Source organism: Paenarthrobacter sp. CAP02 (assembly GCF_040137855.1).
In the GTDB taxonomy this organism is placed as follows: domain Bacteria; phylum Actinomycetota; class Actinomycetes; order Actinomycetales; family Micrococcaceae; genus Arthrobacter.
Window position 1 is genome coordinate 77,491 of sequence record NZ_JBEEII010000001.1, and the last position, 26,105, is coordinate 103,595.

Below are 26,105 nucleotides of genomic sequence, written 5' to 3' on the forward strand. Positions count from 1 at the left end.
ATCAGGCTTCCTTTCGGTTCGACGTGACCAGCAGCCACAGCAGGAAGGGTGCACCGAGGGCGCCGGTGATGACGCCGACCGGGAGGACGGTTCCGTCGAGGATGACGGGGGCAATGTTGGAAGCGAAGAAGTCTGCCAGCAGTACGATCAGCGCACCGGTAAGGGCCGACGCCGGAAGGCTGGGTTTGCGGACGACGCGGCGCGAGATCGGTCCGGCGAGGAACGCGACGAACGCTACCGGGCCAGCCGCGGCAGTTGCGACGGCGGCAAATCCGACGGCGGTCAGCACCAGTCCCAGCCGGGTTGCGTTCACCTTGATGCCAAGGCCGGCCGCAGTGTCGTCACCGAGTTCGAGGATGCGCAACGGGCCAGCCAGGGCGATGACTGCGGGGACCAGCACCAGCATGGAAACCGCAAGGATCCCTGCCCGGTCCCAGGTGGCTGAGTTCAGGGAGCCGTTGAGCCAGATGAGGGCGTCGGCGGCCGTGCGGATATCTGCGCGGGTCATGAGGAAGTTGACCACCGCGTGGAGGGCTGCGGCGATGCCCACTCCGGCGAGGATGAGGCGGTTGCCTGCCGCGTTGCCCCGGCTGCCACCGCCCGCGCCTGAGCCAGTGCCTCGGGAGATTGCGTAGATGATGGCTGCGACACCGAGCGCTCCGCCCAGCGCAGCCCAGGAAACAACAGCGCCGGACGCGCCGAAGATCACGATCGCCGTCACGGCTGCCGCGCTGGCCCCGTAGCTGATGCCGATGATGTCCGGGCTTGCCAGCGGATTCCGCAGCATGGTCTGGAAGAGTGCGCCGGCCAGGCCGAAGGCAATCCCGATCATGGTTCCGACCACCGCGCGGGGCAGTTTGTGCTCCATGACGATGAAGCTGGCGCCCGGGATCTTTTCCCCGCCCGTCAGGTGGTTGATGACGATCGTGAAGAAGTCCGGGATGGTGACGGTGTAGCTGCCCAGGAGCACGTACACGGCAAACATAACCACGAGGGCCACGCCAAGGAAGAACGTAGGGCTCAACGCGCGCCGAAGTGGCAAAAGATGAGGGTGTTTGGGGGCAACATTGGCATTAGGTGCCACCTCGGCGGGGGCTTTATGGAGGGTGCTCACAGGCCTGCCCCCTTGCCGCGGCGGATGAGCCAGATGAAGACGGGGGCTCCGATGAGGGCCGTCATGATCCCGGCGGGTACTTCGCCCGGAAGCAGGATGACGCGGCCAATGATGTCGGCCGTGATCAGCAGGATAGGGGCGGTCACCACGGAGAAAGGAAGGATCCAGCGGTAGTCCGGGCCGGTCAGGGAGCGGACAGCGTGGGGAATGACAAGTCCCAGGAATCCAATGGGACCGGCCAACGCGGTAGCGGATCCACACAGCAGGACAATGCCCAGTCCGGTGATTCCACGGGAAAGTGCGACATTTTGCCCCAAGCCCCGGGCGATGTCGTCCCCGAGCGCCAGGCTGTTCAAGACCCTGCCACCGGCGAGGATTATGACGGCACCGATCGCCAGGAATGGCAGCGCGGGCAGGAGCACGGACCAGTCACGGCCACCAATACTGCCTACTTGCCAGAAACGGAAGCGGTCGAAGGTGTCCTGGCTTGAAACCAGGATCACGTTCATGAGGGAAAAGAGCCCGGCGCTCAAAGCCGCGCCCGCCAAGGCGAGCTTAACCGGCGTCGCGCCGTCGCGGCCACGGGACGAAATGGCATAAACCACGACGGCGGCCGCTGCGGCGCCGATGAAGGCGAACCAGATGTAGCCGGAGAGTGAGCCAATGCCGAACACATAGATGCCGAGGACGACTGCCAGGGCAGCGCCGGCGTTCAGGCCCAGGATGCCGGGATCGGCCAACGGGTTGCGGGCCACACCCTGCATCGCTGCACCGGCCAGGCCGAGTGCTGCACCGGCCAGGAGTCCAAGGACTGTCCGGGGAATGCGGGCAATAACAACCGCGTGGTTGCCGTCCGCCGGATTGAAGTGGGTGAGGGCTTCCCACACAGTGGTGAGAGAAAGTCCGCGGGCACCGATCGCCAGGGATGCGGCACATACTGCGGCAAGTACGACGACGGCCACCAGCAGCCACGCAGAGCGCTTCGCTGTAGTGCCCCGGGAACCGGTGGAAGCACCGGATCCCACGGCCTCAGGGGTAGTGTCTCCCAGGCCAGCCGACACCAAAGTGCCGTTGCCACGCACCTGGAGTGCCGTCGTCGTACTCGATTTCATCGCTGTTACTTGCCTGCTGCGTCTGCTGCTTTACCGAGCTGCGGCAGGAACGTGTCCAGCGCCCACGGCAGGCTCAGCGGCGAGGAAGCGGAGATGGCGAGCGTCAGGGTCTGGTCCGAGTCGGCAACCAGTGCGCCCTTCTTGACGGCCGGAATCTGGCCGAGCAGCGGGTCGGCCTTGATGGCGTCTGCCGTGCTGGAGTCCGGGACCCAGGTGACGAAGACATCGGATGCCAGCTCATTCGCCTTTTCAGCGGACCACGGGATGAAGAATTCGGTCTTGCTCTTGGTGTTCTGCTCCACCACGGGGGCGAGCTTCATGCCGATTTCCGAGAGGAACCGGGGACGGTTGTCGATGGCCGTGTAAACGTTGGCTCCGTCACCCTTGGCCGGTTCGAGGTTGCCGTAGATGAAGGTCTTGTCCTTGATCTGCGGGAACTTGGAAACCTTGTCCGTAACGGTGGCCTGGGTGTCCTCGATCAGCTTCTTGGCTTCGGCTTCCTTGCCCAGCGCCTTACCGATCAGGGTGGTGCTTTCCTGCCACGGCGTGCCGTACGCGAGCTCAGGCTGCGCCACAACCGGGGCGATTTCGCTGAGCTTCTTGTAGTCAGCCTCTTCCAAGCCGGAGTAGGCAGCCAGGATAACGTCCGGGTTGAGCTTGGCGATCTCGGTGAAGTTGATGCCGTCAGCTTCGGAGAACTGCGCCGGGGCCTTGTCGGTGCCGAAACCGGCGCCGAGCTTCTCGAGTGCCGCGTCCTTCCAAGGGGTGGAGCCCTTGTCGTTGTTGCCCCACTCGTTCTTGGGAACGCCCACCGGCACAACGCCCAGTGCGATGGCGACGTCGTCGTTGACCCACGAGACGGTAACAACGCGCTTGGGCTGTTCCTTGATGGTGGTCTCGCCGAAGACGTTCTTGATGGTCACGGGGAATGCTGCGGATTGAGCCTGCTCACTCGCCGGTGTGGACGTTGCGGGGCCAGTGGAGCAGCCGGTGAGGGTGAGGGCGACGGCGGCCAAAGCGGCCGTCGCGGTACCTGCGGTTTTCAGCAGGGCGCGGCGTGGGAGAAGGGAAGCCACGGGACTCCTTAGGTAAGTGATGCGAACCTAAGTAAGGCTAGCCTAGCCTGACGATAATTAAGAAACATTTACGTCACCTATTCCCGATTGAGGCGCAGATCACAGCCCCGACGCTCAATCACATCCCCACCCCTTCCCACCAACCCTCACTCACATCCCCACCCCTTCCCACCAACCCTCACTCACATCCCCACCCCCTTCACCCCACCCCTCACTCACATCCCCACCCCTTCCCACCAACCCTCACTCACATCGGGTGGACAGCGCCGCCGGGAATTTGGGAGGATAGCGGCAGCGGACTACCGCTTCCAAAGAACGACGAGGGGTTGAGCATGCGCACTGCATCAGTTGCTGCTGCCACAGTCAGCGAGGTGGCCATTTTGGCCTGCTTGGCACTCCCCCACACGTCGGCATCCTTTTAGGCAATTCAGGCATCACGGACCGCCCCGGATTCTAGCGGGCGCCCCTTGCTGTGCCCTTCGCGCTGATGACCGACGTCCCTTGCCACCCCGCGGCCGATTCACGGTGCGCGGACGTCGACCATTTCCAAGGAAGCACTGTCATGCATAAAATCACCGCCCAACAGGTCCGTTCGTCCTTTATTAACGCCAGCCGATCCGAGGCTGCAAAACTCAACCTTCCCGCCGACTTTGACAGCCTCGACTGGGATAACCTCGAGTTCCTGGGTTGGCGTGACGAGAAGATGCCCCAGCGCGGCTACCTCGTGGTGCCGCACCAGGGGAAGCTCACAGGCGTCCTGCTCCGGGCACCCGAGGGCGGCTCCGGGAAGAGGCGGGTAGTCCTCTGCGAACTGTGCCGCGACGTGTTCTCCAAAGACGACGTTTACCTGTGGGTCGCCAAGAAAGCCGGGCAATCCGGCAAAGACGGGAACACCGTGGGAACCCTGATTTGCGCTGAGTTCGGTTGCAGCACCAATGTGCGCAAAGAACCGCCCGCCAACGAAATCAACCCGGACCCGGCCGCCGTCGTTCTCCGACAGATCGCCGGGCTGGAATCCCGCACGGCGCTCTTCCTTGACCGCGTCCGCGGCGACTCAAAGCGCTAGCCGACAAAACAAGCAGCAGCACAGCGCGTCACGAGGACGCGCTGTGCTGCTGCCTGATTTCTGGTCCGGACACTATTCCGGGGCGATGGTCACCGTAGCGCCTCCGCAGGAACTCTCGTAGGTCAATTGGCAGGAAAGCCGGGACTGGTCCGCAATGTAGGTGTCGGTTTCTGCGAGGAGTTCCAGTTCGTCTTCGAATTGATCATCCCGACACACGCAGGCCGAAATAATTGGCCATATCAAAACAATCGATGTCATTTCAGTGAAAATGATGACGGCACATGGATTCTGGGGGATGCCGTCGAGGAATGCCGCCAGTCACCCGTGGACTGATCGATCATTCTCCGAAAGGCATCAGCATGACTTCCTCTTACCCCGACCAAAACCCAACTTCGCAAGGCGGCCAAAGCACCCCGCCGGATCCGTACCCGACAACCCAGAGCCCTCTGCAGTTCCGACCACAAGAGCAGACACTCCAGCCACCGCATTATTCCGCCCAGCCGCCAGCTCCTCAACCGCCCCAGTTCGCAGCGCAACCAGCGACACCCTCGCAACCGCAGTACTCGGCGCAGCCTCCGCTCCCGAATCCTGCCTACGGTTATCCGCAGCCGAAATCGAAGATCGCGGCAGGATTGTTCGGAATTTTCCTTGGCGGCCTCGGCATTCACCGCTTTTATCTGGGCTACACGACTATAGGCATCATCCAGCTCGTCCTCACCGTGGTCGTAGGCATCTTTACGTTCGGGTTGGTTGGTCTTTGGGGCTTGGTGGAGGGCATCATGATCCTCGCCGGCGCCTCCTACTTTCAGCGGGACGCCCACGGCGTTCCCCTTCGCGACTAATAAGGGAGCGCACCTTGACTGACATCATTCACGACAGGCCCGAGCAGCTTGAACAAATCCGAGCAGGACTGCTCCAGGGAGAAATCGTCTACGCCGTGTACGACTGCATCGGTGTCGGAACCGGTTTTGTCGGCATTACCAATATGCGCGTCATTCTGCAGGACAAGAGCTTTGTCGGGAACAAGCTCGCCGTTGTGTCCATTCCCTATAAGAACATCCGCTCGGTCTCGATGCTCTCCAACAAATCGATGATGGGACGATTCGCGTCGACCTCCAGCATCGGTATCGACACAGGTGGCACCATCAAGGAGGCGGACTTCCGCGGCGATGACAAAGCAAGACACGCGCACGACCTGATCCTGTGGAACGTCCTAACCACTAAATAGCCTTCATTCGGTGTGGAGGCGGAAATGCATATTCCATCCGCCTCCACGTCGATGTCGTTGTCTCGTTCTCCGAAGGCCGACATCAGCCGGTTCAGCGCAGGACGATGTCCACAGGGTTTGCCTCAGACCGCCACGCCCCGGGCTCACCGGGTCCGGCGATGACGGGCGCCGTGAGGACACCCGAACGGTTGGTCCGCTTGTCCCTGAGGATTTCCGTGACGGAGCCAAGGTGCCGGGACAGGTCGATCACGTTTTCGGGGGCAGCCAACAGCAATTGGAAGCCGAACTCGTGAAGGGCCTTGATGCCGGCACCCGCGAACTCCTCCGAGGCCAGCACGAAAGCCTCGTCCATCATCACTGTGCCGTAGGTCGTGAAACCCTGCTCTGCAATGCCCAACTGGTAGCTCAGCGCGGCAGCCATAATGAACGCCGTAAAGCGCTGGCGCTCACCGCCGGACATGGAGCCGGTATCCGCATGCATGAAAACTTCGGTTTTCTTTTTCCCGGCGTTGCCCGATTTTGCAGGCACCACCCGGTGTTCCTTGCACTGGATGAACAAGTGCCCGCGGACATCCAAAACCTCGGCACGCCACCGACGATCCTCCGGCGTCTGCGAACCGAGCCGCTTAACCAGGGTTTCGAGCGACTTGTAGCGGGCGGTGAGCTCGGCGTCGTCGTCCACCTCCGCAGCTGAAGCGGAGGCGCCGCGGGATGGGCGGGTGTGCTTGGCCTTCAAAGCGTTTTGAATGGCGTCCTTGAAGACCTTGGCCGTCGGAGGCAGGGTCTGCTTGATATCCAGTTCCAGGTAGCTTCCCTCATGGAAGTTCACCTGGGAGAGGATCCCGTTGAGCGGGAGGATGCGGCTGGTGATGCTGCGGCGTTCCTCATCCAGCAAATGCAGGAGCGTGCTGAACGACTCGTGCGTGCGCTGGTTGAAGAACCGCCGGAACTCGGCCTCCTGGGCGGGCAAACCATCGCTCACAATCGCGTGGTACCGGGATTCGAAGTCGCCGGCGGCCCCGATTGACGTGCCGTGGTCCGCGCTGATGGCACTCCCCCAGTCGCGGACGAACGCCTCGAACATGCGGGTCAGCCGCTCGGCCGTCGCCTGGGCGCGCGACTCCGCGCCGCGCAGCTCATCGAGCAAGGTGTTCCGGACTGCGTTAGCCAGGTTGTCCAGCTCGTGCAGCTCCGACACCTCCGCGGCACCCGCGAAGTACGGCTCAAGGGCAGCCACGGTGGACCCCGACGGCGGTGCCTGCTCAAGCTTCAGCCTCGCCGCATCGAGCAGGCCGTCAGCGGTGGTCATCTGATGGTCGAGCGCCTTGTATTCGCTCTGCAACACAGCGGCCGCACCCGTCGATGACTGGTGCTTTTCGCGCACGACTTCGATGGTGGCCCGCAGCGGTTCAAGGTCCGCCTGGGCTGCGAGCGCATCCGCCAGGCGCTGTTCGATCCGAGCCAGCTCATCGGCTGCCACTGCCGCGGAAACCTGTTCCCACGGCCGCTCGTCTTCAGCAACCCGGCGCAGCGCTTCGAGCTGCCGGGTCATGCCCTGGTGGGAATCTTCGCGGCTTTGGGCCAACTCGGCTGCCTTGGCCAACTCGTTTTCGAGTTCGCCAACGCGGGCTGCGACAAGTTCGAGCTTCGAAGCGTTGTCGAATCCGAGGACGTAATCCTGCCGGCTGGTGAACCGGTCGTCCTTCTCCACGGTGTGCCTGTTGCGTTTGACTACGCCGCCCAGGCTCAGGCCTTTGTCCATTGAGGCCAATTCGTCCGGGTCCTCCACGCACGGGTACGCGAAGTCCAAGGCGATCCGCTCGCGGATCCAATCCCCGGCGTCGGCATTGGCACCAGAGGTGAGGATGCTCAACTTAGTCAACAGGTCGCCGTCGGACACGTCCTCCACAGCCAGGGCGCCGCCGGCCAGGGGTTTGGACACGTCCACCGCGCGCAGGGCCCCGCGGACGGTGTTGTCGTTCAAGTACCGGGTGACCGCCGCGAAGTGTTCGCCCGGAACCAGCAACGTGGTGGCCAGGTTCCGCAGGGCGCGCTCGGCGGCGGGGCGCCACTGCTCCTGCCCTTCGGCGAGGTCGATCAGCTCGCCGCCGAACGGCATGCGCTCTTCCGGGACACCGGTGGCAGCTGCGATGGCGGCCCGGTTTTCAATGCTCGACGGCGGCAGCAACGACTTGCGCGACCGCAACGACAACAATTCCTGCTGGGCGGCCGCCAGCTCACGTTTCTTCGTGGCATGGCCGTCAAAAGCCTCGAAACGGAGCTCCTTCAGGGCCTCCGAATCGTCCTTCAACTCAGCGGACCGGGCAGCTGCCTGCTCATGCGCCTGATCCCAGCCTTCGGCCGACCATTCAAGGTTCAGGCCGGCATCAGCCAACGCCTTCCTGGCCGAATCCTCCACCTGTTCACGCAGCTTCAGGCCAACCCTGGCGTTCTCCAGCGACTGCTCTATGGCCGAAATGGCGTTGCCGCCGCGGTTGTTGTAGTCCAGCTCAAGGTCGCGGAGTTCCTTGGAAAGGGCATCCCGGACAGTGCGCTCGGCAGCCAGCTCCTGGGCTTTGGACTGCGCGAGCTCCTTGAACCGGGCCAGCGTCTTGGCGTGCACCGTGACGGCGAGCTGCTGCTTGTAGGCCTCGAACTCCTCGCCGGCCAGCTCCCGGAGGCGGTTCGCGTCCAGCAACGCCTGCGCGTACTCCTTATTCAACCCGGGAACAGGAGCAAGCTGGTCGCGCTGCTGCCGGACGTCCTCCAGACGCTGCCGAATGGACATCAGGTTGCTGAATTCTTCCACCACATCGTCCGCAGCCGCCAAGGTGGCCGGCGCGTCAAGAACCTGCTCGCGGAAGAACGTGTTCACGCTGCCGCCCAGGCCCTTTCCGGCCTGGATCACCCGAAGCAGCGGCAACGCCTGGTCAGAATTGATGCCCAGGAGCCTACGGAAACGCTCCGCAAACGCCTTATGGACGTCGAACACCTGGCCGTCCGGGAAAATCCCCTCCAGCGCACCCTTCGTGAAGCGCTTCTGGGCGATCCCCTCGATCGCTTCAAGGTCCAGGGGCTTGCTGTCGATGACGTAGAAGCGCCCCACGCTGGATTCCGTGCCGTTCTTCGGCAGGTCAAACAGCGCCGACACCGTCACCTTCGTGCCGGCCGCATTATCGAACGTCAGTGCGACGGCGGACCAGGTGGCACCCGGCCGCTGGAAGGCACTGGCCGAGCTATCGCCCACGGCCTTATCACCAACCTTGCCGCGCATGTAGGTGAACGTGGTCCTCTTGTCCTCCAAAGCGCCGCCGGACCGCTGGGCGGCGGCCTCGTTGGAGCGCGGGCGGGCATCGAACACGCGAAGCATGGCATCGAACAGCGTGGACTTGCCAACGCCGGAGTTACCGGTCAGGAGGGTGCCCTTGCGGTCAACGTGCATGGTGTGGGCGCCATGGAAGGTGCCCCAGTTGACCACCTGGACCAGGGCCAGGCGCATTTGGCCGGGATTGGTGAGTTCGCCGAGGGGGAGCATGCTTGCGATAGTCACTTGGCTTGCCCTTCAGTAGTTGCGTCCGTGCGGGTACCGTCCGCGGCGGTACCGGACACATGCTCTGCATGCTCGCTCGTGCCTCGCTTAGACGCATGCTGCCGCATGTCTCCGGCATCGCCGCTCAGTTCTGTGTCACCGCCGGTTTCTGCCGAAGAACGCTCGACGGCGGTGCTCGCCTTCGTGGGCCCGTCATCTTCCGCTTCGTCGTCCAGATCTTCCTCTGCGGGCGCGGGTTGATTCGAATCGGAGTCCAGGTCCAGGAGGGGTTCTGTTCCTGATTCGTCGGATGCTACGGCCACGAGGGCTTCGATTTGGGCCGGGATGTCGCCGATGTTTTCGAAGGGCAGGGCCAACGGGAGTGCATTGCTGATCGTGTAACTGTCGTCCAGGGGCGTGGGGAGGAGCAGTTGGCGGGCCAGGAGTTTGGTGATGGTGCGGGTGACCACGTCGGAGTCGCGCAGGGCATCCTGTTGGCCGGCCGGGGTGTAATTGGCGACGAGGTCCGAGATCTCCTCGCGGGTGATCGTCGGGTCCGTCTGGGCAGTGACATGGCGGTCCAGCAGGAGGCGGAGCCTCAACAGCACGATGGTTTCGACGCGGCTCAGGGCACGCTGTTGACGGAGGATGCTGGAGCGTGAGCTGGCTCCGATGAGCTCCGGATCGACGGGGCGGAGGACGGCGATTTTGCGGTCGTGGTCCAACTGCAAGGTGAGGAAGAGCTCCGAGAGCCGGCTGCGGAGGATCAGCTGGTTGTCCAGCAGGGTGGTCCACAGCTTCTCTTCCCGACCGCCGTCAATGTACGGGCCCTTGAGGAGCTTTACCAGTGCTTGGCGGACCTTCATCGGGAGCACCCCGGTGTCGCCCGGGAACAGGGCAGCGCCGTCAACGAAGGAGTCGCGTGGAGTGACCCGGAAGGGATCGGGATGGCTGGCTTCCTCGGTGACCCCGTCCGGCACGGTGACCTCGGCGGCGTCGGTGACGTCCGTCGTCGTGATTTCCTCAGTCATCAGAATCCTCATTCAGCGTGACGACAGGCAGGTACGCAGTGCGGATGCTGCCGTCGATTTGTTCGAAGTCAATGTGTTCATAGGCGGTGCGGTCGAAGCCCGCGCCGCCCTGGAGCGCCATGGAGAGCAGGGTGCGGACCGTGTTGATGTGCCGTTCCTCGGCGGGAAGGTTTTCCCAGGCCTCGGCCAGGGTGGCGGATCCTGCCATCGCGGCCCGGACAACGGCGGGTTTGGCCTTGCCGGTGCGGGCCGAGCGAACCCGGTCCGAGTCGCTGAAAGCGATGGGATCGGCCAGGCGCGGAGGGGTGGCAAACTCGTCGGGATCGAAGAGCTTGACCATGGACAGCGACTCAAACCCGGCGTTGAACAGGACGGGCCCGCGAACCAGGCCGGGCCGGTCCCGCTCATACGGCATCGAGCGGATCGCTTGCTCGGCCTCGGCGAGGACCTTGCGCAGGCTGACGGACTGCCGCACGTCGTCGCTTTGGATGTAGGTGTTGAGGCTCTCCGAGAGCTTGCCGTAGATCCGCTGGATCTGGCTGTGTTGATACCGCAACTCCGCCACGAGGTTTTTAAGGGTTTCGCGATCCTCGGGGGAGAGGTCGTCCGCAAACTGCCGGCTCAGCACTTCGCCGATCGCGGACCGGAAGCGCGACTGCTGCTGCGGGTCTTCCAGGAACGCCGTGAAGGAGCGGAAGGTGCGTCCCTCGGGACTTTGGCGCAGCCGTTTGTCGGCCTCCAGGACCTGGGCCATGGTGGCACCCTTGCTCAAGGACTCTTCGATGATCTGGTTGCGAAGTTCACCCACCAGTTCCTCGATGCGGTCACGCATCTTCTTATAGTCGGCGGGCAGGCTCGCGGCGAGGTCCAAGATGTTGCCGGCCGCTTCCACCGCTTCCTCGTCGTCAAGGAGGCCATCGAATTCGCCGGAGCTGATGTCCTCCACCAGTTGCTGGCGTTCCTGGATCTCTTCCTCCAGGGCTTCCAAACGGGCACTCTGGTCCGGGTTGGTCTCGTTGGCGAGCTTCTCCACATCCCCCAGCAGGGTGCCTAGCCGGGAACCATTCAGCGTGGACCGTTCGCTGGACAGGCTATCGAGGAATGCCAGCACGCGGGCAGCCGGTTCCGTGACTTCGTAGACGATCTGGCCCGATTGGTTACGACGGGTCAGGAACTGCTTGCGCGTCCATTCGTCACCGAAAAGTTTGCCGTTTTGTTGGCCACCCAGTGCCGGGTCCTGGCGGCGGAGCTGCTCAAGGAAAGCATCGACGTCGGCATGGAACTCTTCGAGCGGAAGCTGCGGCCGGGTGCGGGTGAAGGACGCCTGAAGCACTGCGATCACCCAAGGCGCGGACCGCGTCAGAGCCCATGCCGGGCCCTTGGTTAACAGTTCGAGGTCGCGGAGCCTTGCACTGATGGCGTCCGCTGAGGACATGGCTGAACGGGACAATTACTCTCCTTCAGCTGCTGCGAAACCTGGCTGGCAGCGGAAACTGCCCCGTACAAGGTTACGGCAGAGCGTCGCAGGGGCGTCGGACGGCACTGAAGAACCGCCGTCGGACGCCAGCACGTACCGCCGAGCACCCGCGGGGACCGCCGCCGCAACCATTCCGTAACCTACCGTCTGGTATGGTTTCGATCCCGTATCAACGCGTCCGCGGCGCGCGTCTGCACTGGCCGGAATGCGCGCCCGCCCCTAATGTCAGAGCATCGACGCAGCCACGCCGCGCCGACCCACGCACCGTCGCCCCGGGGGGAACCATGGATTTCGATGTCACTGCGCTTGAAACTGGCACGTACGTAGTTCTTGGAACGCTATTGATCGCCGTGCTTCTGGCTGCATTCATTGCGGCAGCAGCAATGGCGACCATCGTTCTCATTGGGTCAATGGGCATGGTCTGGTACACCGTTAAAGGCGTGCTGGGAGGCCTTGTCCATGGCATCAACTTTGCGTGGGACAGCCTGGTCCACCACGCCGGCCAGGTGGAAATCCCGGCCGAATTCCAGCCGCAGATTTCCTCTGGCACGGGGAGCTACCCGCGGGTAGCATTGAGGGACAGCTGAAGGGTTCCCACCCGAGGCGGACCCTGGCTCCATCCGGCACAACCGGCTAGAGGAGTTAAACCATGACGTCCGCCACCGACAACAGCCTCACTGCCGCAAGCGTCAACGCCACCGCTGAAGAAGCGCGCGCCGTTGCAGAAGCCGCGCGCGATACCGAGTGGAAGAGGCCCAGCTTCGCAAAGGGTCTCTACTTGGGCAGCTTCGACCTCAGCCTCATCCACCCCTGGCCGCAGTCCAAGGCGGAAGATGTGGAACGGGGCGAGGAGTTCATGGAACGTCTGGTGGCGTTCGCCAAAACCATGTCCGGCCGGGTCATCGAGCGGGACGCCCGGATCCCGGATGAATACCTGGCCGGGCTCGCCGGTTTGGGCGTGTTTGGCATGAAGATTCCCCGTGAATACGGCGGCCTGGGACTGTCCCTGGTCTACTACGGCCGCGCCCTGGCTTTGCTGGGTTCCGTGCACCCGAGCCTCGGCGCGCTGATTTCGGCACACCAATCCATCGGCGTTCCGGAACCCGTCAAGGAATTCGGCACACCCGAACAGAAGAAGGAGTACTTGCCGCGCTGCGCCGCCGGCGCCATCACGGCGTTCCTCCTGACAGAGCCCGACGTCGGCAGCGACCCCGCGCGCATGGGCGCCACTGCCGTACTGGCCGACGACGGCGACTCTTACCTTTTGGACGGCGTCAAACTGTGGACCACCAACGGCGTGATCGCCGAACTGGTGGTGGTGATGGCCAGGGTCCCTGCGCACACGGATGCCGATGGGACGGAGCAAAAGGGCGGTATTTCCGCTTTCGTTGTTGAGATGGACTCCCCCGGCATCACGGTGGAAAACAGGAACGCCTTCATGGGCCTGCGCGGTATTGAAAACGGTGTAACCAGGTTCCATCAGGTCCGCGTGCCCGCGGCGAACCGCCTGGGCAGGGAGGGCCAAGGACTGAAGATCGCCCTGACAACCCTGAACACGGGCCGCCTTTCCATTCCGGGGCTCTGTGTCGCCGCAGGGAAGTGGAGCCTGAAGATCTCGCGTGAATGGTCCAACGCCCGGACCCAGTGGGGCCGCCCGATAGGTCAGCACGAAGCCGTAGGCAAGAAGATCGCGTTCATCGCGGCCACCACCTTTGCGTTGGAAGCCGTCTTTGAACTGTCCGCAGAGATGGCCGACGCCGGGTTGAAGGACATCCGCATCGAAGCGGCGCTGGCCAAGCTGTGGTCCACCGAACTGAGCTGCAGGATCGCCGACGAACTGGTACAGATCCGGGGCGGCAGGGGCTTCGAAACCGCTGAGTCCCTGGAGGCCCGCGGAGAACGTGCGGTACCCGCCGAGCAACTGCTCCGAGACCTCCGCATCAACCGCATCTTTGAAGGTTCCAGCGAGATCATGAAACTCCTGATCGCACGCGAAGCCGTGGATGCCCACCTTGCCGCAGCGGGCGACCTTGCCGCAGCGGACGCAAGCCTGCAGGACAAGGCGAGGGCCGCCGTCGGAGCCTCCGGTTTCTATGCGCGTTGGTTGCCCAAGCTGGTTGCCGGCGCCGGCATGGACCCGCGATCCTTCGCGGAGTTCGGGCGGCTCGGCAAGCACTTGCGGTTCGTGGAGCGGTCCTCCAGGCGGCTTGCCCGGCAGACGTTCTACGGGATGGGCAGATGGCAGGCAAAACTCGAGTTCAAGCAGGCGTTCCTGGGCAGGATCGTTGATATTGGTGCGGAGCTGTTTGCAATGGCTGCGTGCTGTTCACGGGCTGAGATGATCCTCCGAACCAACCCGGCGCAGGGTGCCGGCGCGTTCGAACTCGCCGATGCTTTCTGCGAACAGGCCCGGGTCCGCGTGGACGAGTACTTCGATCAGTTGTGGCGGAACACCGACGACGGGGACCGCGATCTTTCCCGCAAAGTCCTTGCCGGTGACTACGTCTGGCTGGAGGAAGGCGTGCTGGACCAGTCGGAGGGCACCGGGCCATGGATTGGTGATGCCGCGCCGGGCGCTTCCACCAAGGAGAACCTGCACCGAAAGTATCGCTGAGGGCTTCCCGCTGCGTTCCCTCCCAGTTAGTGCGCAGAACTACGTGAGCACCACACGCGAGGCCGCGGAGTTTCCTCAATAGCCGCCGGCAATGTGGAGGCAACTGGGAAGGAGCGCGCTCAGCGCACGTCGCCGTCCACGTAGAACCAGCGCTTGCCCTCCCGCACAAAACGGCTGAGTTCCCGCTGGAGCCCACGTTCGCCGTCGAGCCTGTAATGGGCAGCGAACTCCACGGTGCCCTTCGAGTCCAGGGGCCCGCCGCTTGATGTGTCCAGGATGTCCAGGCGCCGCCATTGGATGTCCGGGTCCAGGTCCATGGAACCCGGACGGGTGGATGCGTGCCAGGTCCTGAGCAGGTATTCCGGATCAAGGACAACGGAAGCCGAGTACCGGGAGCGCATGAGTTGAACGGCTGTCGGCGCGTCGGATTCGCCGCGATGAAAACGGCCGCAGCAATCGTCGTACTGGTCCCCGGAGAGACATGGGCACATTCCGCTGCGGAGGCGGGTCAAGTCAGGGGTCACGGAGTCCCAATCTGAGGCTTTAAATGAGAGCTGGGCAACATATTTTCCCATACGAGATAACAGCTTTGAAACAACCCGGCCAGAGTGTGAGGCGGGGCGTGATTCCGTCGGTGCTGGACCTTAGGCTAGGTAAGCAAGCGAGGTGGGCAATGCGCGCATCACAAAACGACAGCCAGGGGGGCTACGTGGAGGATCCGACAACACTCGCCATCAACCTGACGTACTTGGGAACGCTGGGACTCGCTGTCCTGATGTTCTTTGGTCTCGGGTTGATCGTTATCATCACTCTGGTTGTTGCCGGAGTCGGGCGGCTACTGTCGATCATTCTTCTGGCGCTGGTGGGAATTTTCCCGAAGAAGGCCACTACCCCCATCGTTCATTTGCCCCCGCACCCCGCGCGCGTACCGGCTCCTGAAGAGGCCGACGTCCTGGAATCGGCCCTTGCCAATGTTTCGTCTTACGAGGCCCCGGCTCCCGCGCCTGCCACTGCACCTGGCGCTCCCGCGGCGCCCCCGCGGGACCTCTTTGGAAGCGTCCGACGGCGGCTCTCAGGTGCGTCCGCAGCCGTCAAGGACGGCGCGTGGAAGGCTAAAGTGGACCCCCGCAAGCTGCCCAAACCCGCGGAAGTGAAGTCCGTAGTGGAACACCAGGCCGCGCACCATCCGATCGTTGTGGCTGCCGCGAAGGAACCACCTGTTCTCGCCAAGGACTGGGCAGACGCCGTGGCCGAAGCTGACCGACGGGCCGCTGAACGCGCTAAAGCCACTCAACCTCCGGCCATTAAGGTCACGGTCCGCGATCTGGATGACCCAGCCCCCTCGCCCAATGGAAAGAAGCCTGCCCCGAAGACCCCGGAGACACCAGGCAGTACATCCAAGCCTGATGCCCCCAGCAAACCGGGCTCGGGAAACGGGACCAAAAAATCAGGCCCGAACACTTCCAAGAATGGAAAGTCTTCGAGCCCGATCCGTAAGGGTTCGCTGAGCAGCGCCAGCCGCAACTCCTAGCGGCGCCTAGGCGGCCAGCTGCCGGAACGCTGCGCCGTGGTAGATCAGCGGCTTTGTTTCATGGTTGATGGTGGTTGCTTTGACCTCCAAGACCACGATTGCGTGGTCCCCGGCCGGCGTCTCAGACACAACTTCGCATTCGAATCCCAGCACCGCACCGTCGATCAGGACTGCGCCTGAGTCACTGACGCTCGTGTCGAGTCCGGCGAAGCGATCACGGGTCTTCGAGGCCAGTTGGAGTGCGGCCCCTTCCTGCCCTTCGGCGAGGACCGAGACACCCAGACGCTGGGCCTGCCTGAGCTTCGGCCAGGTTGTGGAGGAGTTCTGCACCGCGAACATCACCAACGGTGGTTCGAGCGAAACACCCACCGTAAAGGACGATGCCACCAGGGCTTCCGGCGTGAAGTCCACCATCGCACTGAACGCTGCGACTCCTGACGGGAACTGCGCAAAGGCAGCCTTGATGGCCGCCGTTTCTTCCACTGTGGTCTGTGTCATTCCGCTGTCCCCTTCGTGCGTTGCTTGAGTTCCCTTCCCATAATTCACCTGTGCAGGAGAACGGCAATATTTGTTGATCCGAAAGACATTTGTGTTGCCGTGTGTCAAGAAATGTCGCGGAATATGGCCCCTTCCATTACTCCGCAAGACGAAAAGCGAAGAAGTTCTACCGCTTGCGTTTATGCCATCGACGGCCGTGTGTAGCCTCGATTGAACATCCCAGCACTACCCCTCCACAGGAAGCCACCATGAGCCTCAACGAGCTACGTACGCTTGGGCGCACTGGCGCCCTGATCAGCCCCCTCACCTTGGGCACCCTGAACTTCGGCACCGGCGCCGCACCTACGGGTCCGGCCGAGAGCATCCGCATCATCAAGGCCGCCCTTGACGCCGGCATCACCAGCGTCGACACAGCCGACATCTACTCGCAGGGAGAAGCCGAGACAGTTGTGGGCCAAGCTATCCACAGCCGGCGCGACGACGTTTTCCTTGCCACGAAGTTCCACGGCCAAATGGGATCCAACCCTGCGCACGCCGGCAATTCCCGGCGGTGGATAGTCCGGGCTGTGGAGGACAGCCTGCGGCGCCTGAATACGGACCGCATCGACCTTTACCAGGCGCATCGGCCGGATTACAACACCGACCTCCTTGAGACAATCACCGCGCTCAACGACCTCATCCGGCAGGGCAAGATCCTGTACTACGGCACCTCCGTGTTCAGCCCGGCGCAGCTTGTTGAGGCCCAGTGGATCGCCAACACCAACCACCTGACGCCGCCGGTGGTCGACCAGGTTCCGTACTCTCTGTTGGTCCGCGCCAACGAACGCGACGTCTTCCCCATCACCCAGCAATACGGCGTCGGGGTTTTGAGTTACGGCCCGCTCGACGGCGGGTGGCTGGCCGGCGGTTACCGCGTCGGCTCCGGACAGCCGGAGAGTTCTCGCTTCTCCGCTCTTCCCGGCCGTTTCGACGTGAACGCTCCGTTCAACCAGGGCAAGCTGCACGCCGCCGATGCCTTGGCCCAACTGGCGGCTAGGCATGGATTGACCCTGATCCAACTCGCTGTTGCCTTTGCACTGAACCACCCTGCCGTGACCAGTGTGATCATCGGGCCACGTACCGAGGACCACCTGACCGACTACCTCAAGGCAGCGGACGTGGTCCTGAGCGAGTCCGTTTTGGATGAAATCGACGACATCGTGGCGCCCGCCGTCAATTTCCTGGAACGCGATGCCGGCACCGTCGCGCCGCACCTTGAATACCCGGAACTACGACGCCGGTAGTCACTTTCCGTTGTGGGGCCCGCTCTGCAGGGTGTTGGGGTGATTTTCCCTGATCAGCGGGCCCCGCAACGAGCTATTGACGGAGTTCTGCCCCCGGCGTGATCCTTGTCCTAGGTGCTGCGGCACTCCGCAGCGTTTAGCTTCCAGTAGAACGCCGCCGTCCCATGTCCGATCACCACGTCAAGCAAAAAGCCCCCACTTCCGGGCAGCCCACTTCCGGGCAGCCCACCGACGGTCCGCTGACCCATGAAGAACTGCAGCTTTCCGGACGGAACCACTCCATGCCGTTGGAGGCCCTGCACGACGACATCACACCCGCCGGCCTTCATTACTTGCTCATCCACTTCGACATCCCCCACGTGTCCGCGGAGAACTGGCGCTTGCGGTTGGGCGGTTCTTTCCAACGCGGCCTTGAGTTGAGCCTGGATGACATCAAAGCCAGGCCCTCCGTCACCATGCCTGTCACCTTGGAGTGCGCCGGAAATGGGCGCTCGCTCCTGCAGCCGCGTCCGCTAAGCCAGCCTTGGGGCCTGGGAGCAGTGGGCACCGCGGAGTGGACGGGAACTCCCTTGACTCCCCTATTGGAGGAAGCGGGTTTGGCGAGTGACGCCGTCGAACTTGTCTTTACCGGTGCCGACAGCGGCATCCAAAACGGGGTCGAAGAGCCATACGCGCGCAGCCTTTCGATCGCTGAGGCGATGCATCCCGAAGTCATGCTGGTGTATGCCATGAACGGAAATCCCTTGCCGCTACAGCACGGGTATCCGTTGAGGTTGCTGGTGCCCGGCTGGTACGGCATGGCGAGCGTGAAGTGGTTGACGTCGATCGAAGCTGTGACATCGCGGTTCATGGGATTCCAGCAGGCGGTCGCGTATCACTACCTGCAGGGACCCGACGGGCCGGGCCTGCCTGTGACGCATGTCCGTGTGCGCTCCCTGATGATTCCTCCCGGCATTCCCGATTTCTTCACGCGTCGCCGCGTAGTGGACGCCGGTCCAGTGATGCTGCATGGGCGAGCATGGTCCGGTCACGGCGAAGTGGAGCGGGTCGAAGTGGGGATCGACGGCGAATGGATGCCCGCGCACTTGGAACCGGCGCTGGGTGATTTTGCGTGGCGTTCGTGGTCCATGGTGTGGGTCGCGAGCCCGGGAGAGCACGTACTGCGGTGCCGGGCGATGGATACGTCGGGTGCGCTGCAACCCACGGAACAGGTGTGGAATTACCAGGGCATCGGGAACAATATGGCGCAGCGCGTAGAGGTGACGGTGCGGTAGTTCAGGACCCTCCGATGAGCCGGTACCCGAGCTGCCGGGTCCGCATGCTGTACCTCAGGGCCAGCAGAAGCGATGCGGCAGCTGCGGACGCAACGGCCACCAGCGCCGATTCCCAGACCAGGATCCCGACGACGGCGATCGGAATGGTTACCAGATACGTGACGACCGTTGATGGCAAGGACAGCCATGCAGCCCGTTGTTCCACCGTCAGGATCTCGCCGCACAGATTTTCCACGACGTAGGCGGGAACCGCGATGAGATACGCGGCAGTCAATGTCCAGACGAGACCGACGTCAACCTGGCCACCGCCCAGAAACTTGGCAAGCACCGGGACGGCCACTGCCACGACTGCAGCGGCGATGAAACTCGGCCAGACAACGTACTTGCGCGAACGTTGCACTACGGCGTGGGCATCCTGCTGGCTGCGGCCCCGGGAGTATCCGACAAAGACGCCGACGGCGCCAAGGGTCGCTTGCGGTACCCGGCAGTAGAGGGTCCAGATTCTCGTCGCCACCGCTGCAGCGGCGACAGTGCCTACGTCCAAACGGCTGATCAGCATGAAGGGCACCACGGCTGCGGCGTAGTTATTCATCTGCCTTAGTCCGACGCCAAGGCTCGTCGTGAACATCTCCCGGGTCAATGGAAGGATCCGCTGTTGCTCAGCACCCGCGGCGCGCTCACCTCGGGATCGGGAGAAATGCCGGGCGAGGACGACAAACCCGCAGGCAGCAGTCAGAACCTGGGCGAGAACTGTCGCTATGGCCACTGCCATCACCGGATTGGCTGCCAGTACTTTCAGCGGGCCGTAAACCAGAGCCGCATTGAGGGCCGCGTTCAGCACAAACACTGTGGCGATGAGGACTATCGAAGCGCGTTGTCGTCCCACAATGCGCAGGGTGATCGAAACAGCGGCCAAGGCCAACGTAAACGGAATGCCAATCATTCGAACCGTCAAGTAGTCGGTCGCGATAGCAGCCACAGTCGGCTCAGAGCCCACAACATCGAATATCAGCGGAACAATCCGGCTGACCAGCAGACCGGCAGCAGTCCAAACGGCGGCGACCAAAAGCAGGCCAGCAAACAATGTGGGCAATAGCTTGCCGGCGTCGTCGCGTCCCTCGGCACGGGCCAATTTCACAGCAAAAACGTCGACGATGCCCGCAAAGAAGGCCATAAACAGTGCGGTCACCAGATCGCCCAGACCTATGCCGGCCACCATGAGCACCCCAAACGGTGCCACGAAGGCGAGGTCAATGGCCCCGTTTCCCGCGCTCAGGAGATCGACTGCGAACATGGTCCCAGCCAAGGAAGTGAACGTCCGCGGCGAAAGGACGGTATGGGAGGCAGCCCCCGGCGCCGCCGTATCCTCCGTTGAACTGACCTGTTTCGACATCAGCTCAGCTTGCTGCCAGCTGCTGCCGCACTGACGGAAGTAAGGAAATTCTCATAGCTCTTGTCAATTACTTATTCCATTCGATCAAAGACTAATTGAACTCCAGCTATATGTACTGGTCAGTACGGGAAACACGCTAACACATGGGTTGAGCCCGAAACCGGAGGTCCCCTGGATTGCATTATTGGGCGTCGCGGCAATAGCTCCTTGCATTGGAATTGGACGCCGAGCCCTTCCATCCAGGATTTATTGTCCAGCTATATGAATTATTGAATTGCTGCAAGTCATATTGACCGTGGACCCTTGCGGGGCGCCCAGGAGGCTCGTGTCCGCCGTGCACAGATCCCTGTCATCGGGGACAATTCATGGATGAGCATCCCGTCGTCATCCCCAGCGAACGTCCGCGTCGACGCCTGGCTATGGGCGATCCGCGCCTATAAGACCCGGTCTGCCGCTACTGCCGCCTGCCGCGCCGGGCACATCCGGATCAACGGAAACCCGGTAAAAGCTTCGCAAAGCGTGATCATCGGCGACACTATCCGCGTGCGTGAATCCGGATGGGAACGGATCTTTGAGGTGCGGCGGCTCATCGCCAAGCGTGTCGGAGCCGAAGCTGCCTCGCACTGCTTCACAGACCACACTCCCCCTCGGCCGGTGGCCCCCAAGCTCGGACTGCCCCAGCGCGACCGCGGCGCTGGCCGACCCACCAAGAAAGACCGCCGGGACATGGAGAAGCTGCGGGGATAGCTCTTGAGGCGGTTTTCCACAGGCCGCGTTTTCTGACATGAAACCTTCACCTGCCCCGGCCTAGACTGACCGGCACACCGCCTAACAGCTGCTGGGGAGCCTGTCATGTCTCGCGTTTCACGTGCTACTTTTTCGTCTTCGGATGCCCGGACTTTCGTCGTGGGCAGCGTCCTTGTGTTGCTGCTCGGCGGCTGCCAGGGTGGCGCGGCTCCCAGCGAACCACCCACCGCCACAAGCACGACGACGGCGCCACCCGCCTCGAGCGCGACCATGCCGGCTGCTTCGGCTACTTCGAGTTCTTCCGCTGCCTACAAGCCGGCTGATGCGAATGGCAAGGCCCAGAATGTGCCTGTCCCCGTGATGCCGGAACTGGCGAAGGAGAACTCGAAGGCTGGGTTGGAGGCGTTTATTGGGTACTGGTACGCGACCTACTCATATGCGATCGAGACAGGGGACCTATCGAGCTGGTCCGAGGTAACCGACACGACAAATCCCTTAGCAGCCTCATATGTGAAGGCCATCGAACGTAACTACAGCCAGGGCAGATGGATAGTCGGAGGAACGGTAACCGCCCCAACCATAGAGGTTCAATGGATTGATGCTGCAGTTAGGCAACAAGCAAGAGTCCAAGTTGTCCAAACTGAAGCGCACTACTTCAACGCGGATGGGTCAGCAGGTTTGAAGTCGACTCCCGCCTCCAACATCGCAGAAGCTGTCTTCCTCGAATTTCAAGGACACAACTGGCGAGTGGTCGACAACGGAATGATTGTTGGCCAGAAATGAGGTCAATCCACGCCACGCTGTGCGGCTTGGCATTTGCCCTTGCTTGCTCCACGGGAACTACGGCCCACGCAGTGGCAGCGGTTGATGACGGTGGGCAAATCACCGTTGGCCGTGGCGAAACAGCCATTGCTGTCGGAGCCACATTCGTATTCAACCCAGAAACAGGCAAATCGGAACCTAAAGCAGGAACTACGCCTGCCTCCGAGGACCCGAACCAGTACATGGCCGATGTCCACTGCCGCTCCGGTGGTTCGGACACCCCGGACAAAGGCTGCCTCACCCTGGACTGCCCACCGAAAACACCCGACAGCGAACCAGGCACACCAGTGATCTGGCGACAAGCCCCGAAATCAATCACCAACCCTGTCTGGACCGACTACCCCACCGTCAGCGGACCAACCTGCCTCTACGACACCAAGCCCGAGGACGTCCTGGCCAACATCGCGGCCCGGATCCTCAACGACTTCCGCCAACTACCCATCAACCCAGGAACCCTCCAAGCCCAACCCTTCCCCAACACCCTCAAAGGCGGACCCACCAACTTCTACGCCACACCCAAACAACAAACCTTCGACCTCACCATCCTCGGCCAACAAGTCCACCTCACCGCCACCCCCGCAAACTACACCTACACCTACGGCGACGGCACCAAACTCGGACCCACACCAACCGCCGGCTACCCCATCCCCCAAACCCAATGGCTCACCACCCAGACCCGCAACAGCCACACCTACACCCAAACCGGCAACTACCCAACCACCCTCACCACCAGCTTCACCGGAACCTACTCCGTCAACAACGGCCCACCCCTACCCATCAACGGAACCCTCACCCTCACCACACCACCCACAACCATCCACGTCTGGAAAACAGAAAAAGCCCTCGTCGCCGACACCTGCGACCAAAACCCCACATCATGGGGCTGCCCACAAACGACCAAGTAGCAGGACAGCACTACCGACTGGGCGGTCACCTGATGCCGTCATGCCCAAAATCGGCAGCTTCGACCAGCCCTTGGACCGCCCATGCCCAATAGCCCCTAGGGAGAAGAACCCGCGATGAAACGACATTTCAATGCCCGCTTTTCAGCCTCTACCCGCGTGAAGTCGGCCATTGTGGCATTGGCAAGTGTGCTTCTTTTGAGCGCATGCCGGGACTGTGTCCCGCCGTCTGTGTCGGAGCCTGCCGATGGGGCCTCGACCAACGTTTGCGTCCGGCCCTCCAGGGAAGACACGGGATTTCATCGTTTTGGCCGATAAAAGGTCAGGAGAACCAGGTACCTGGAGGGCCCATGAAGAGCAGGAAGCTAAAGACCACTCCCACGGCCACGAGCGTCACCAGCACAGCGAGGATCGGATTCCTCAATACCCAAGCCTGGGTCTTTTCCAAACCACCGCGCGGATTCTCTCCCCCAGCGGCCAAGCGCCAGCCTCCGACAAGGAGACCGCGACGGTCAAGCGACTTCTCCATGGGGACAGTTGCATAGGGAATGACTGCCGAGATTATCGCGAGCAGGCCAGTGCGTGTGGACCATTTCTGGTTTATCCAGGTGAAGGCAGCCGTGGCGGCATAGCAAAGGAACACGAATCCATGGATGCCTCCGGCGATACTCACCCCCACATCGGTGGTGCGAGTGACGTACTTAAGGAAGAGCCCAATCAGCAACAGCGTCCAAGTCACGGCCTCGGCAAAAGCGACGGTACGGAACAGGGTGCGCGGCTGCATGGGAGTCCTCAGGTAGAAAACGGGAGACGCATCATATTCTACGGGCTGTAGAACTTCCCGTGCGTCAACTCCCAACAACAATTCATTGTGCCGAGGGCAGCGCCTGCCTGTTCCGGATCCGGGAATCACCAAACTCAATTGCCACAGGAGCTATTTCGATAGGCTCTTCGTGTCGGGATCTTGCCTTGCCGACGGCAATATGGGGCAGCCACCGCGGTGATCTGTAGCCCAAGGCAGGTGAGCTGAGAATAAAGTCGTCGATGTTGTCGAGGCCAAGATCGTCCAGAAGCACGTGGAGCCCCTGAACCAAAAGGGCCTGATAATCGTGGACTTCTTGGGGTACGTCCACTTCCAGGCCCATCAGCCGCCCGCCGCCCAAGGGGATCAGTCGGCCCGACTTTCCAAGGAAACCTCCCAGAACCGGCAGTTCGGTCAGCCAGCTCACGATTTCCGGAAGCACCTTATCCGCCGTCGAGAGTCCTCTGGTCCAAGCCTCAATGTCCGCCACCAAGTGGTCCAGGATCCCGACGTGCAGGAGTGTCATGTGGAGTCCCAACGGCTTGCGGAGCGAATCGACGTAACGTCCGAGTCCCCCATAGTCGGAAAGGCCGGCGCCGACGCTGAGAACCGGCACCTCGACGGTGATGCGAAGCCCTTCCGGTTTGCCACGAGCGGGGTCACTGGCCGTCATGGATCACATTATGCGCCGGATCCGAAGCGGGCGGGAGGTCGACAGCGTCAGCCGACCGTTCGCCGTCGAACGCTAACCCCTATTTCCGGGCTCGCGCCTGGACAAGGTTGGCAAACGGAAGCCGGCCAAAAGTGGCCACAAAGTCAGCGTGATATGCGGCTTCGGCCGGGTTGACCTCGGACGCGGGGAGTTCCCTCCAGGCGATCACCAGGTCGAGGGCGTCCCGCAGCTGCCAGATGAGCCGCGCATCCCACACGACGGTCGGACGCCCACGGCCGTAGTCCATGAACTCCTGGATCTGTTTGCGAAGCCCTCGGTTGCCCTGGCTGCCGGCGCTGGCTTTGCCCACGTAGAGCACGGAAGCTTCCGGGAGCCACTCGGCTTCCAGTGCTTCCCGTTTGAGGGAGGGGTCCTTCTTCTTGAATGTCCCTGCAGTGCTCTTGCTAAGGAATGCGGGCTCAAAATCCGCTGGGCGGAGCACCACAAAGATGCCGGGTCCCTGGGGAATCCGCATGGGATCGAGTTCGTCGAGCGGCCTGAACCCGGTGAAGCCATCGGCGGTGAGGGACTTTTTGGTGAAGAGCATGGTCCATTGTGACAAGCAGGGGTCACAATATCTCCGCAGGCCATGCTAAACCGGCGGATGGCGAGTTGTAGCTTAAAGTGATCTCGGCTGCTGAGCAGCCAACTCATCACTTCATCCGCATAATAGGGGGACTATTTGCGCGCCCAACCCAGGCTGCCCCACAGCCATCATCCATTGCACCTCCCCTTGGGAGGCCCGACATCATGCGGAAACTAATTATTGGAGCAACAGCCGCTGTAGCCGTCGTTACGGGCTCGCTGATTGCTGCGGCCGCTGCGAACGCCGACTCTGGCACTGTCGTCAGGGTAGTTGACGGAGACACGGTAGTGGTTTCCATCAACAACAACGATCAGACGATCCGGCTGCTGAATATCAACACGCCGGAGACCAAGGACCCGAACAAACCCACCGAATGCCTGGGCCCAGAAGCCTCGAAGCATTTGGAGGAGGTACTTCCGGTGGGCAGCAAAGTCCGGTTGGAGTTCGACGTCGAACGCCATGACAAATACGGACGCACCTTGGCCGGTGTCTTCAATGCCAAGAATCAGCTGGTCAACGCCGAGATCGCCCGTCGCGGACTGGGAGTTCCTATGGTCGTAGGCGAAAACCGCAAGTTCCTGCCGCCGGTCGAAGCTGCCTTTGAGGAAGCGCGTACTGCCAAGTCCGGGCTCTTCGCAGAGGACATCGAGTGCACCCTCCCTGCGCAACTGGCAGCTGCCAACGAAGCACTGACAGCGGCCCAAAGTGCTGCGCCAGCAACGACGTCGGCCGGAGCGGGAGCATCCGCTACCGGACTGGCAACTGCGATTTTTGCTGCCAAGTCAGCCAAGGACTTGCTGTCCGCGGCGAGGGACACAGAAAACTCGATCCTTTGGGCGGCCTACTCTGCGAGCGAATCAGCCACAAAGTTGACCGCCCTGACGGCTGTAATAACCAAGGCTGAGTCTGCGCACAACCAGCTCAAGGATCAGGAAAAGACACTCGCAGCGGCCGAGAAGAAGGCCGAAGAGGAACGGGTGGCCGCTGCCGCGCGAGCGGAGGCAGAACGAAAGGCCGCCGCGGAAGCAGAGGCAGCAGCAAAGAAGGCTGCCGATGAGGCCGCCGCAGCAGAACAGGCGCGTGCAGCCGCAGCAGCTGCCGAGGCAGAGCGGATACGCAACCTCCCGGCACCCTATGTGCCTCCTGCCCAGCAGTACGTACCGCCGGCCCAAAACTACGTGCCGCCGGCTCCACCGGCCCAATCGAATCCCTACCCGGGGTACACGGGACCACGCTGCTACGCTCCCGGCGGCAAGTCCTGGCGTCCCTGCTGACAAACCCGTAAGCCAGGCCTGGCACCGCACGATC

Annotated in this window: 24 protein-coding genes and 1 pseudogene; 12 read left to right on the forward strand and 13 right to left on the reverse strand. The window is 62.4% G+C overall.

The annotated features are described in order from the left end of the window. Window position 1 precedes the first annotated feature (1 nt). The 3 genes from ABHM97_RS00425 to ABHM97_RS00435 are packed head-to-tail and all read right to left on the reverse strand — an operon-like array spanning window position 2 to window position 3,302. Window positions 2–1,114, reverse strand: coding sequence for a FecCD family ABC transporter permease (locus ABHM97_RS00425; RefSeq protein WP_349469166.1), 1,113 nt, complete (start codon window positions 1,112–1,114; stop codon window positions 2–4). Beyond that, window positions 1,111–2,226: a FecCD family ABC transporter permease gene (locus tag ABHM97_RS00430; protein WP_349469167.1), complete on the reverse strand. Its 1,116-nt coding sequence runs from the start codon at window positions 2,224–2,226 to the stop codon at window positions 1,111–1,113. Before ABHM97_RS00430 ends, ABHM97_RS00425 begins: the two co-directional genes overlap by 4 nt. A 5-nt stretch (window positions 2,227–2,231) precedes the next feature. Next, entirely contained in the window at window positions 2,232–3,302 is a 1,071-nt protein-coding gene (locus tag ABHM97_RS00435) for an iron-siderophore ABC transporter substrate-binding protein (RefSeq protein ID WP_349469168.1), read from the reverse strand. 562 nt (window positions 3,303–3,864) lie between these two features. Between ABHM97_RS00435 and ABHM97_RS00440 the strand changes: the two genes are divergently transcribed. Continuing rightward, window positions 3,865–4,368: an FBP domain-containing protein gene (locus tag ABHM97_RS00440; RefSeq protein WP_235520949.1), complete on the forward strand. Its 504-nt coding sequence runs from the start codon at window positions 3,865–3,867 to the stop codon at window positions 4,366–4,368. A 72-nt stretch (window positions 4,369–4,440) separates the two neighbouring features. On the opposite strand, the gene ABHM97_RS00445 is transcribed toward ABHM97_RS00440, so the two are convergent. Further along, on the reverse strand, window positions 4,441–4,584 hold the full coding sequence (locus tag ABHM97_RS00445) for a hypothetical protein (protein ID WP_257370831.1): 144 nt from the start codon (window positions 4,582–4,584) through the stop codon (window positions 4,441–4,443). Between the two features lie 143 nt (window positions 4,585–4,727). On the opposite strand from ABHM97_RS00445, the gene ABHM97_RS00450 reads away from it, so the two are divergent. Both ABHM97_RS00450 and ABHM97_RS00455 read left to right on the forward strand, forming a co-directional pair. After that, window positions 4,728–5,210 (forward strand): TM2 domain-containing protein, encoded by a 483-nt coding sequence (locus ABHM97_RS00450; RefSeq protein ID WP_235520951.1) that lies wholly within the window; start codon window positions 4,728–4,730, stop codon window positions 5,208–5,210. Between the two features lie 14 nt (window positions 5,211–5,224). After that, window positions 5,225–5,596 (forward strand): PH domain-containing protein, encoded by a 372-nt coding sequence (locus ABHM97_RS00455; protein ID WP_235520952.1) that lies wholly within the window; start codon window positions 5,225–5,227, stop codon window positions 5,594–5,596. 91 nt (window positions 5,597–5,687) lie between these two features. Here the strand turns inward: ABHM97_RS00455 and ABHM97_RS00460 are convergent, their stop codons facing one another. From ABHM97_RS00460 to ABHM97_RS00470, 3 genes and pseudogenes are all read right to left on the reverse strand, one after another. Continuing rightward, window positions 5,688–9,146, reverse strand: coding sequence for an ATP-binding protein (locus tag ABHM97_RS00460; protein WP_349469169.1), 3,459 nt, complete (start codon window positions 9,144–9,146; stop codon window positions 5,688–5,690). A 191-nt stretch (window positions 9,147–9,337) separates the two neighbouring features. Further along, window positions 9,338–10,156, reverse strand: a pseudogene (locus tag ABHM97_RS00465) (DUF4194 domain-containing protein); the annotation flags it as partial. Continuing rightward, complete coding sequence (locus tag ABHM97_RS00470; protein ID WP_235520954.1) at window positions 10,149–11,606, reverse strand: DUF3375 family protein; 1,458 nt, start codon at window positions 11,604–11,606, stop codon at window positions 10,149–10,151. The pseudogene ABHM97_RS00465 and the gene ABHM97_RS00470, both read right to left, overlap by 8 nt. Window positions 11,607–11,917: 311 nt before the next feature. On the opposite strand from ABHM97_RS00470, the gene ABHM97_RS00475 reads away from it, so the two are divergent. Both ABHM97_RS00475 and ABHM97_RS00480 read left to right on the forward strand, forming a co-directional pair. Beyond that, a complete protein-coding gene (locus tag ABHM97_RS00475) occupies window positions 11,918–12,220 on the forward strand; it encodes a hypothetical protein (RefSeq protein ID WP_235520955.1) in 303 nt (100 codons plus the stop codon). 62 nt (window positions 12,221–12,282) lie between these two features. Further along, window positions 12,283–14,247, forward strand: a complete 1,965-nt coding sequence (locus ABHM97_RS00480) for an acyl-CoA dehydrogenase family protein (RefSeq protein ID WP_349469170.1) — start codon at window positions 12,283–12,285, stop codon at window positions 14,245–14,247. 119 nt (window positions 14,248–14,366) lie between these two features. On the opposite strand, the gene ABHM97_RS00485 is transcribed toward ABHM97_RS00480, so the two are convergent. Then, on the reverse strand, window positions 14,367–14,822 hold the full coding sequence (locus ABHM97_RS00485; protein WP_349469171.1) for a YchJ family protein: 456 nt from the start codon (window positions 14,820–14,822) through the stop codon (window positions 14,367–14,369). Between the two features lie 98 nt (window positions 14,823–14,920). On the opposite strand from ABHM97_RS00485, the gene ABHM97_RS00490 reads away from it, so the two are divergent. Further along, window positions 14,921–15,778 (forward strand): hypothetical protein, encoded by an 858-nt coding sequence (locus tag ABHM97_RS00490; protein ID WP_349469172.1) that lies wholly within the window; start codon window positions 14,921–14,923, stop codon window positions 15,776–15,778. Between the two features lie 6 nt (window positions 15,779–15,784). Here ABHM97_RS00490 and ABHM97_RS00495 read toward each other — a convergent pair whose 3' ends face one another. Continuing rightward, complete coding sequence (locus ABHM97_RS00495) at window positions 15,785–16,276, reverse strand: flavin reductase family protein (RefSeq protein WP_235520960.1); 492 nt, start codon at window positions 16,274–16,276, stop codon at window positions 15,785–15,787. Window positions 16,277–16,524: 248 nt separating this feature from the next. Here ABHM97_RS00495 and ABHM97_RS00500 point away from each other — a divergent pair, with 248 nt between their 5' ends. Together ABHM97_RS00500 and ABHM97_RS00505 are read left to right on the forward strand one after the other, a co-directional pair. Continuing rightward, window positions 16,525–17,559 carry an aldo/keto reductase gene (locus tag ABHM97_RS00500; protein WP_235520962.1) on the forward strand — a complete coding sequence of 345 codons (1,035 nt, stop codon included), beginning with the start codon at window positions 16,525–16,527 and terminating at the stop codon, window positions 17,557–17,559. Between the two features lie 164 nt (window positions 17,560–17,723). Beyond that, window positions 17,724–18,833, forward strand: a complete 1,110-nt coding sequence (locus tag ABHM97_RS00505) for a sulfite oxidase (RefSeq protein WP_349469173.1) — start codon at window positions 17,724–17,726, stop codon at window positions 18,831–18,833. A 1-nt stretch (window position 18,834) separates the two neighbouring features. On the opposite strand, the gene ABHM97_RS00510 is transcribed toward ABHM97_RS00505, so the two are convergent. Next, window positions 18,835–20,226, reverse strand: coding sequence for an MATE family efflux transporter (locus ABHM97_RS00510; protein WP_349469174.1), 1,392 nt, complete (start codon window positions 20,224–20,226; stop codon window positions 18,835–18,837). A gap of 369 nt (window positions 20,227–20,595) precedes the next feature. Between ABHM97_RS00510 and ABHM97_RS00515 the strand changes: the two genes are divergently transcribed. The 3 genes from ABHM97_RS00515 (at window position 20,596) to ABHM97_RS00525 (ending at window position 22,700) form a co-directional block, all read left to right on the forward strand. Next, window positions 20,596–20,973 (forward strand): RNA-binding S4 domain-containing protein, encoded by a 378-nt coding sequence (locus tag ABHM97_RS00515; RefSeq protein WP_253464841.1) that lies wholly within the window; start codon window positions 20,596–20,598, stop codon window positions 20,971–20,973. Between the two features lie 105 nt (window positions 20,974–21,078). Next, a complete protein-coding gene (locus ABHM97_RS00520; RefSeq protein WP_349469175.1) occupies window positions 21,079–21,756 on the forward strand; it encodes a DUF6318 family protein in 678 nt (225 codons plus the stop codon). Continuing rightward, entirely contained in the window at window positions 21,753–22,700 is a 948-nt protein-coding gene (locus ABHM97_RS00525) for a hypothetical protein (RefSeq protein ID WP_349469176.1), read from the forward strand. Before ABHM97_RS00520 ends, ABHM97_RS00525 begins: the two co-directional genes overlap by 4 nt. Before the next feature lie 319 nt (window positions 22,701–23,019). On the opposite strand, the gene ABHM97_RS00530 is transcribed toward ABHM97_RS00525, so the two are convergent. From ABHM97_RS00530 to ABHM97_RS00540, 3 genes are all read right to left on the reverse strand, one after another. Next, entirely contained in the window at window positions 23,020–23,481 is a 462-nt protein-coding gene (locus tag ABHM97_RS00530; protein WP_349469178.1) for a DUF3817 domain-containing protein, read from the reverse strand. An 82-nt stretch (window positions 23,482–23,563) separates the two neighbouring features. Next, entirely contained in the window at window positions 23,564–24,172 is a 609-nt protein-coding gene (locus tag ABHM97_RS00535; RefSeq protein ID WP_349469180.1) for a hypothetical protein, read from the reverse strand. A gap of 79 nt (window positions 24,173–24,251) precedes the next feature. After that, window positions 24,252–24,758: a hypothetical protein gene (locus ABHM97_RS00540; RefSeq protein WP_349469182.1), complete on the reverse strand. Its 507-nt coding sequence runs from the start codon at window positions 24,756–24,758 to the stop codon at window positions 24,252–24,254. 203 nt (window positions 24,759–24,961) lie between these two features. Between ABHM97_RS00540 and ABHM97_RS00545 the strand changes: the two genes are divergently transcribed. Then, window positions 24,962–26,071, forward strand: coding sequence for a thermonuclease family protein (locus tag ABHM97_RS00545; protein WP_349469184.1), 1,110 nt, complete (start codon window positions 24,962–24,964; stop codon window positions 26,069–26,071). Window positions 26,072–26,105 lie beyond the last annotated feature (34 nt).

Coding starts and splice junctions, on each gene's coding strand:
- ABHM97_RS00430 (WP_349469167.1), bottom strand. CDS start 2,226: ATGAAATCGAGTACGACGACGGCACTCCAGGTGCGTGGCAACGGCACT.
- ABHM97_RS00440 (WP_235520949.1), top strand. CDS start 3,865: ATGCATAAAATCACCGCCCAACAGGTCCGTTCGTCCTTTATTAACGCC.
- ABHM97_RS00450 (WP_235520951.1), top strand. CDS start 4,728: ATGACTTCCTCTTACCCCGACCAAAACCCAACTTCGCAAGGCGGCCAA.
- ABHM97_RS00475 (WP_235520955.1), top strand. CDS start 11,918: ATGGATTTCGATGTCACTGCGCTTGAAACTGGCACGTACGTAGTTCTT.
- ABHM97_RS00480 (WP_349469170.1), top strand. CDS start 12,283: ATGACGTCCGCCACCGACAACAGCCTCACTGCCGCAAGCGTCAACGCC.
- ABHM97_RS00485 (WP_349469171.1), bottom strand. CDS start 14,822: ATGGGAAAATATGTTGCCCAGCTCTCATTTAAAGCCTCAGATTGGGAC.
- ABHM97_RS00490 (WP_349469172.1), top strand. CDS start 14,921: ATGCGCGCATCACAAAACGACAGCCAGGGGGGCTACGTGGAGGATCCG.
- ABHM97_RS00495 (WP_235520960.1), bottom strand. CDS start 16,276: ATGACACAGACCACAGTGGAAGAAACGGCGGCCATCAAGGCTGCCTTT.
- ABHM97_RS00500 (WP_235520962.1), top strand. CDS start 16,525: ATGAGCCTCAACGAGCTACGTACGCTTGGGCGCACTGGCGCCCTGATC.
- ABHM97_RS00505 (WP_349469173.1), top strand. CDS start 17,724: ATGTCCGATCACCACGTCAAGCAAAAAGCCCCCACTTCCGGGCAGCCC.
- ABHM97_RS00510 (WP_349469174.1), bottom strand. CDS start 20,226: ATGTCGAAACAGGTCAGTTCAACGGAGGATACGGCGGCGCCGGGGGCT.
- ABHM97_RS00515 (WP_253464841.1), top strand. CDS start 20,596: ATGAGCATCCCGTCGTCATCCCCAGCGAACGTCCGCGTCGACGCCTGG.
- ABHM97_RS00520 (WP_349469175.1), top strand. CDS start 21,079: ATGTCTCGCGTTTCACGTGCTACTTTTTCGTCTTCGGATGCCCGGACT.
- ABHM97_RS00525 (WP_349469176.1), top strand. CDS start 21,753: ATGAGGTCAATCCACGCCACGCTGTGCGGCTTGGCATTTGCCCTTGCT.
- ABHM97_RS00530 (WP_349469178.1), bottom strand. CDS start 23,481: ATGCAGCCGCGCACCCTGTTCCGTACCGTCGCTTTTGCCGAGGCCGTG.
- ABHM97_RS00535 (WP_349469180.1), bottom strand. CDS start 24,172: ATGACGGCCAGTGACCCCGCTCGTGGCAAACCGGAAGGGCTTCGCATC.
- ABHM97_RS00540 (WP_349469182.1), bottom strand. CDS start 24,758: ATGCTCTTCACCAAAAAGTCCCTCACCGCCGATGGCTTCACCGGGTTC.
- ABHM97_RS00545 (WP_349469184.1), top strand. CDS start 24,962: ATGCGGAAACTAATTATTGGAGCAACAGCCGCTGTAGCCGTCGTTACG.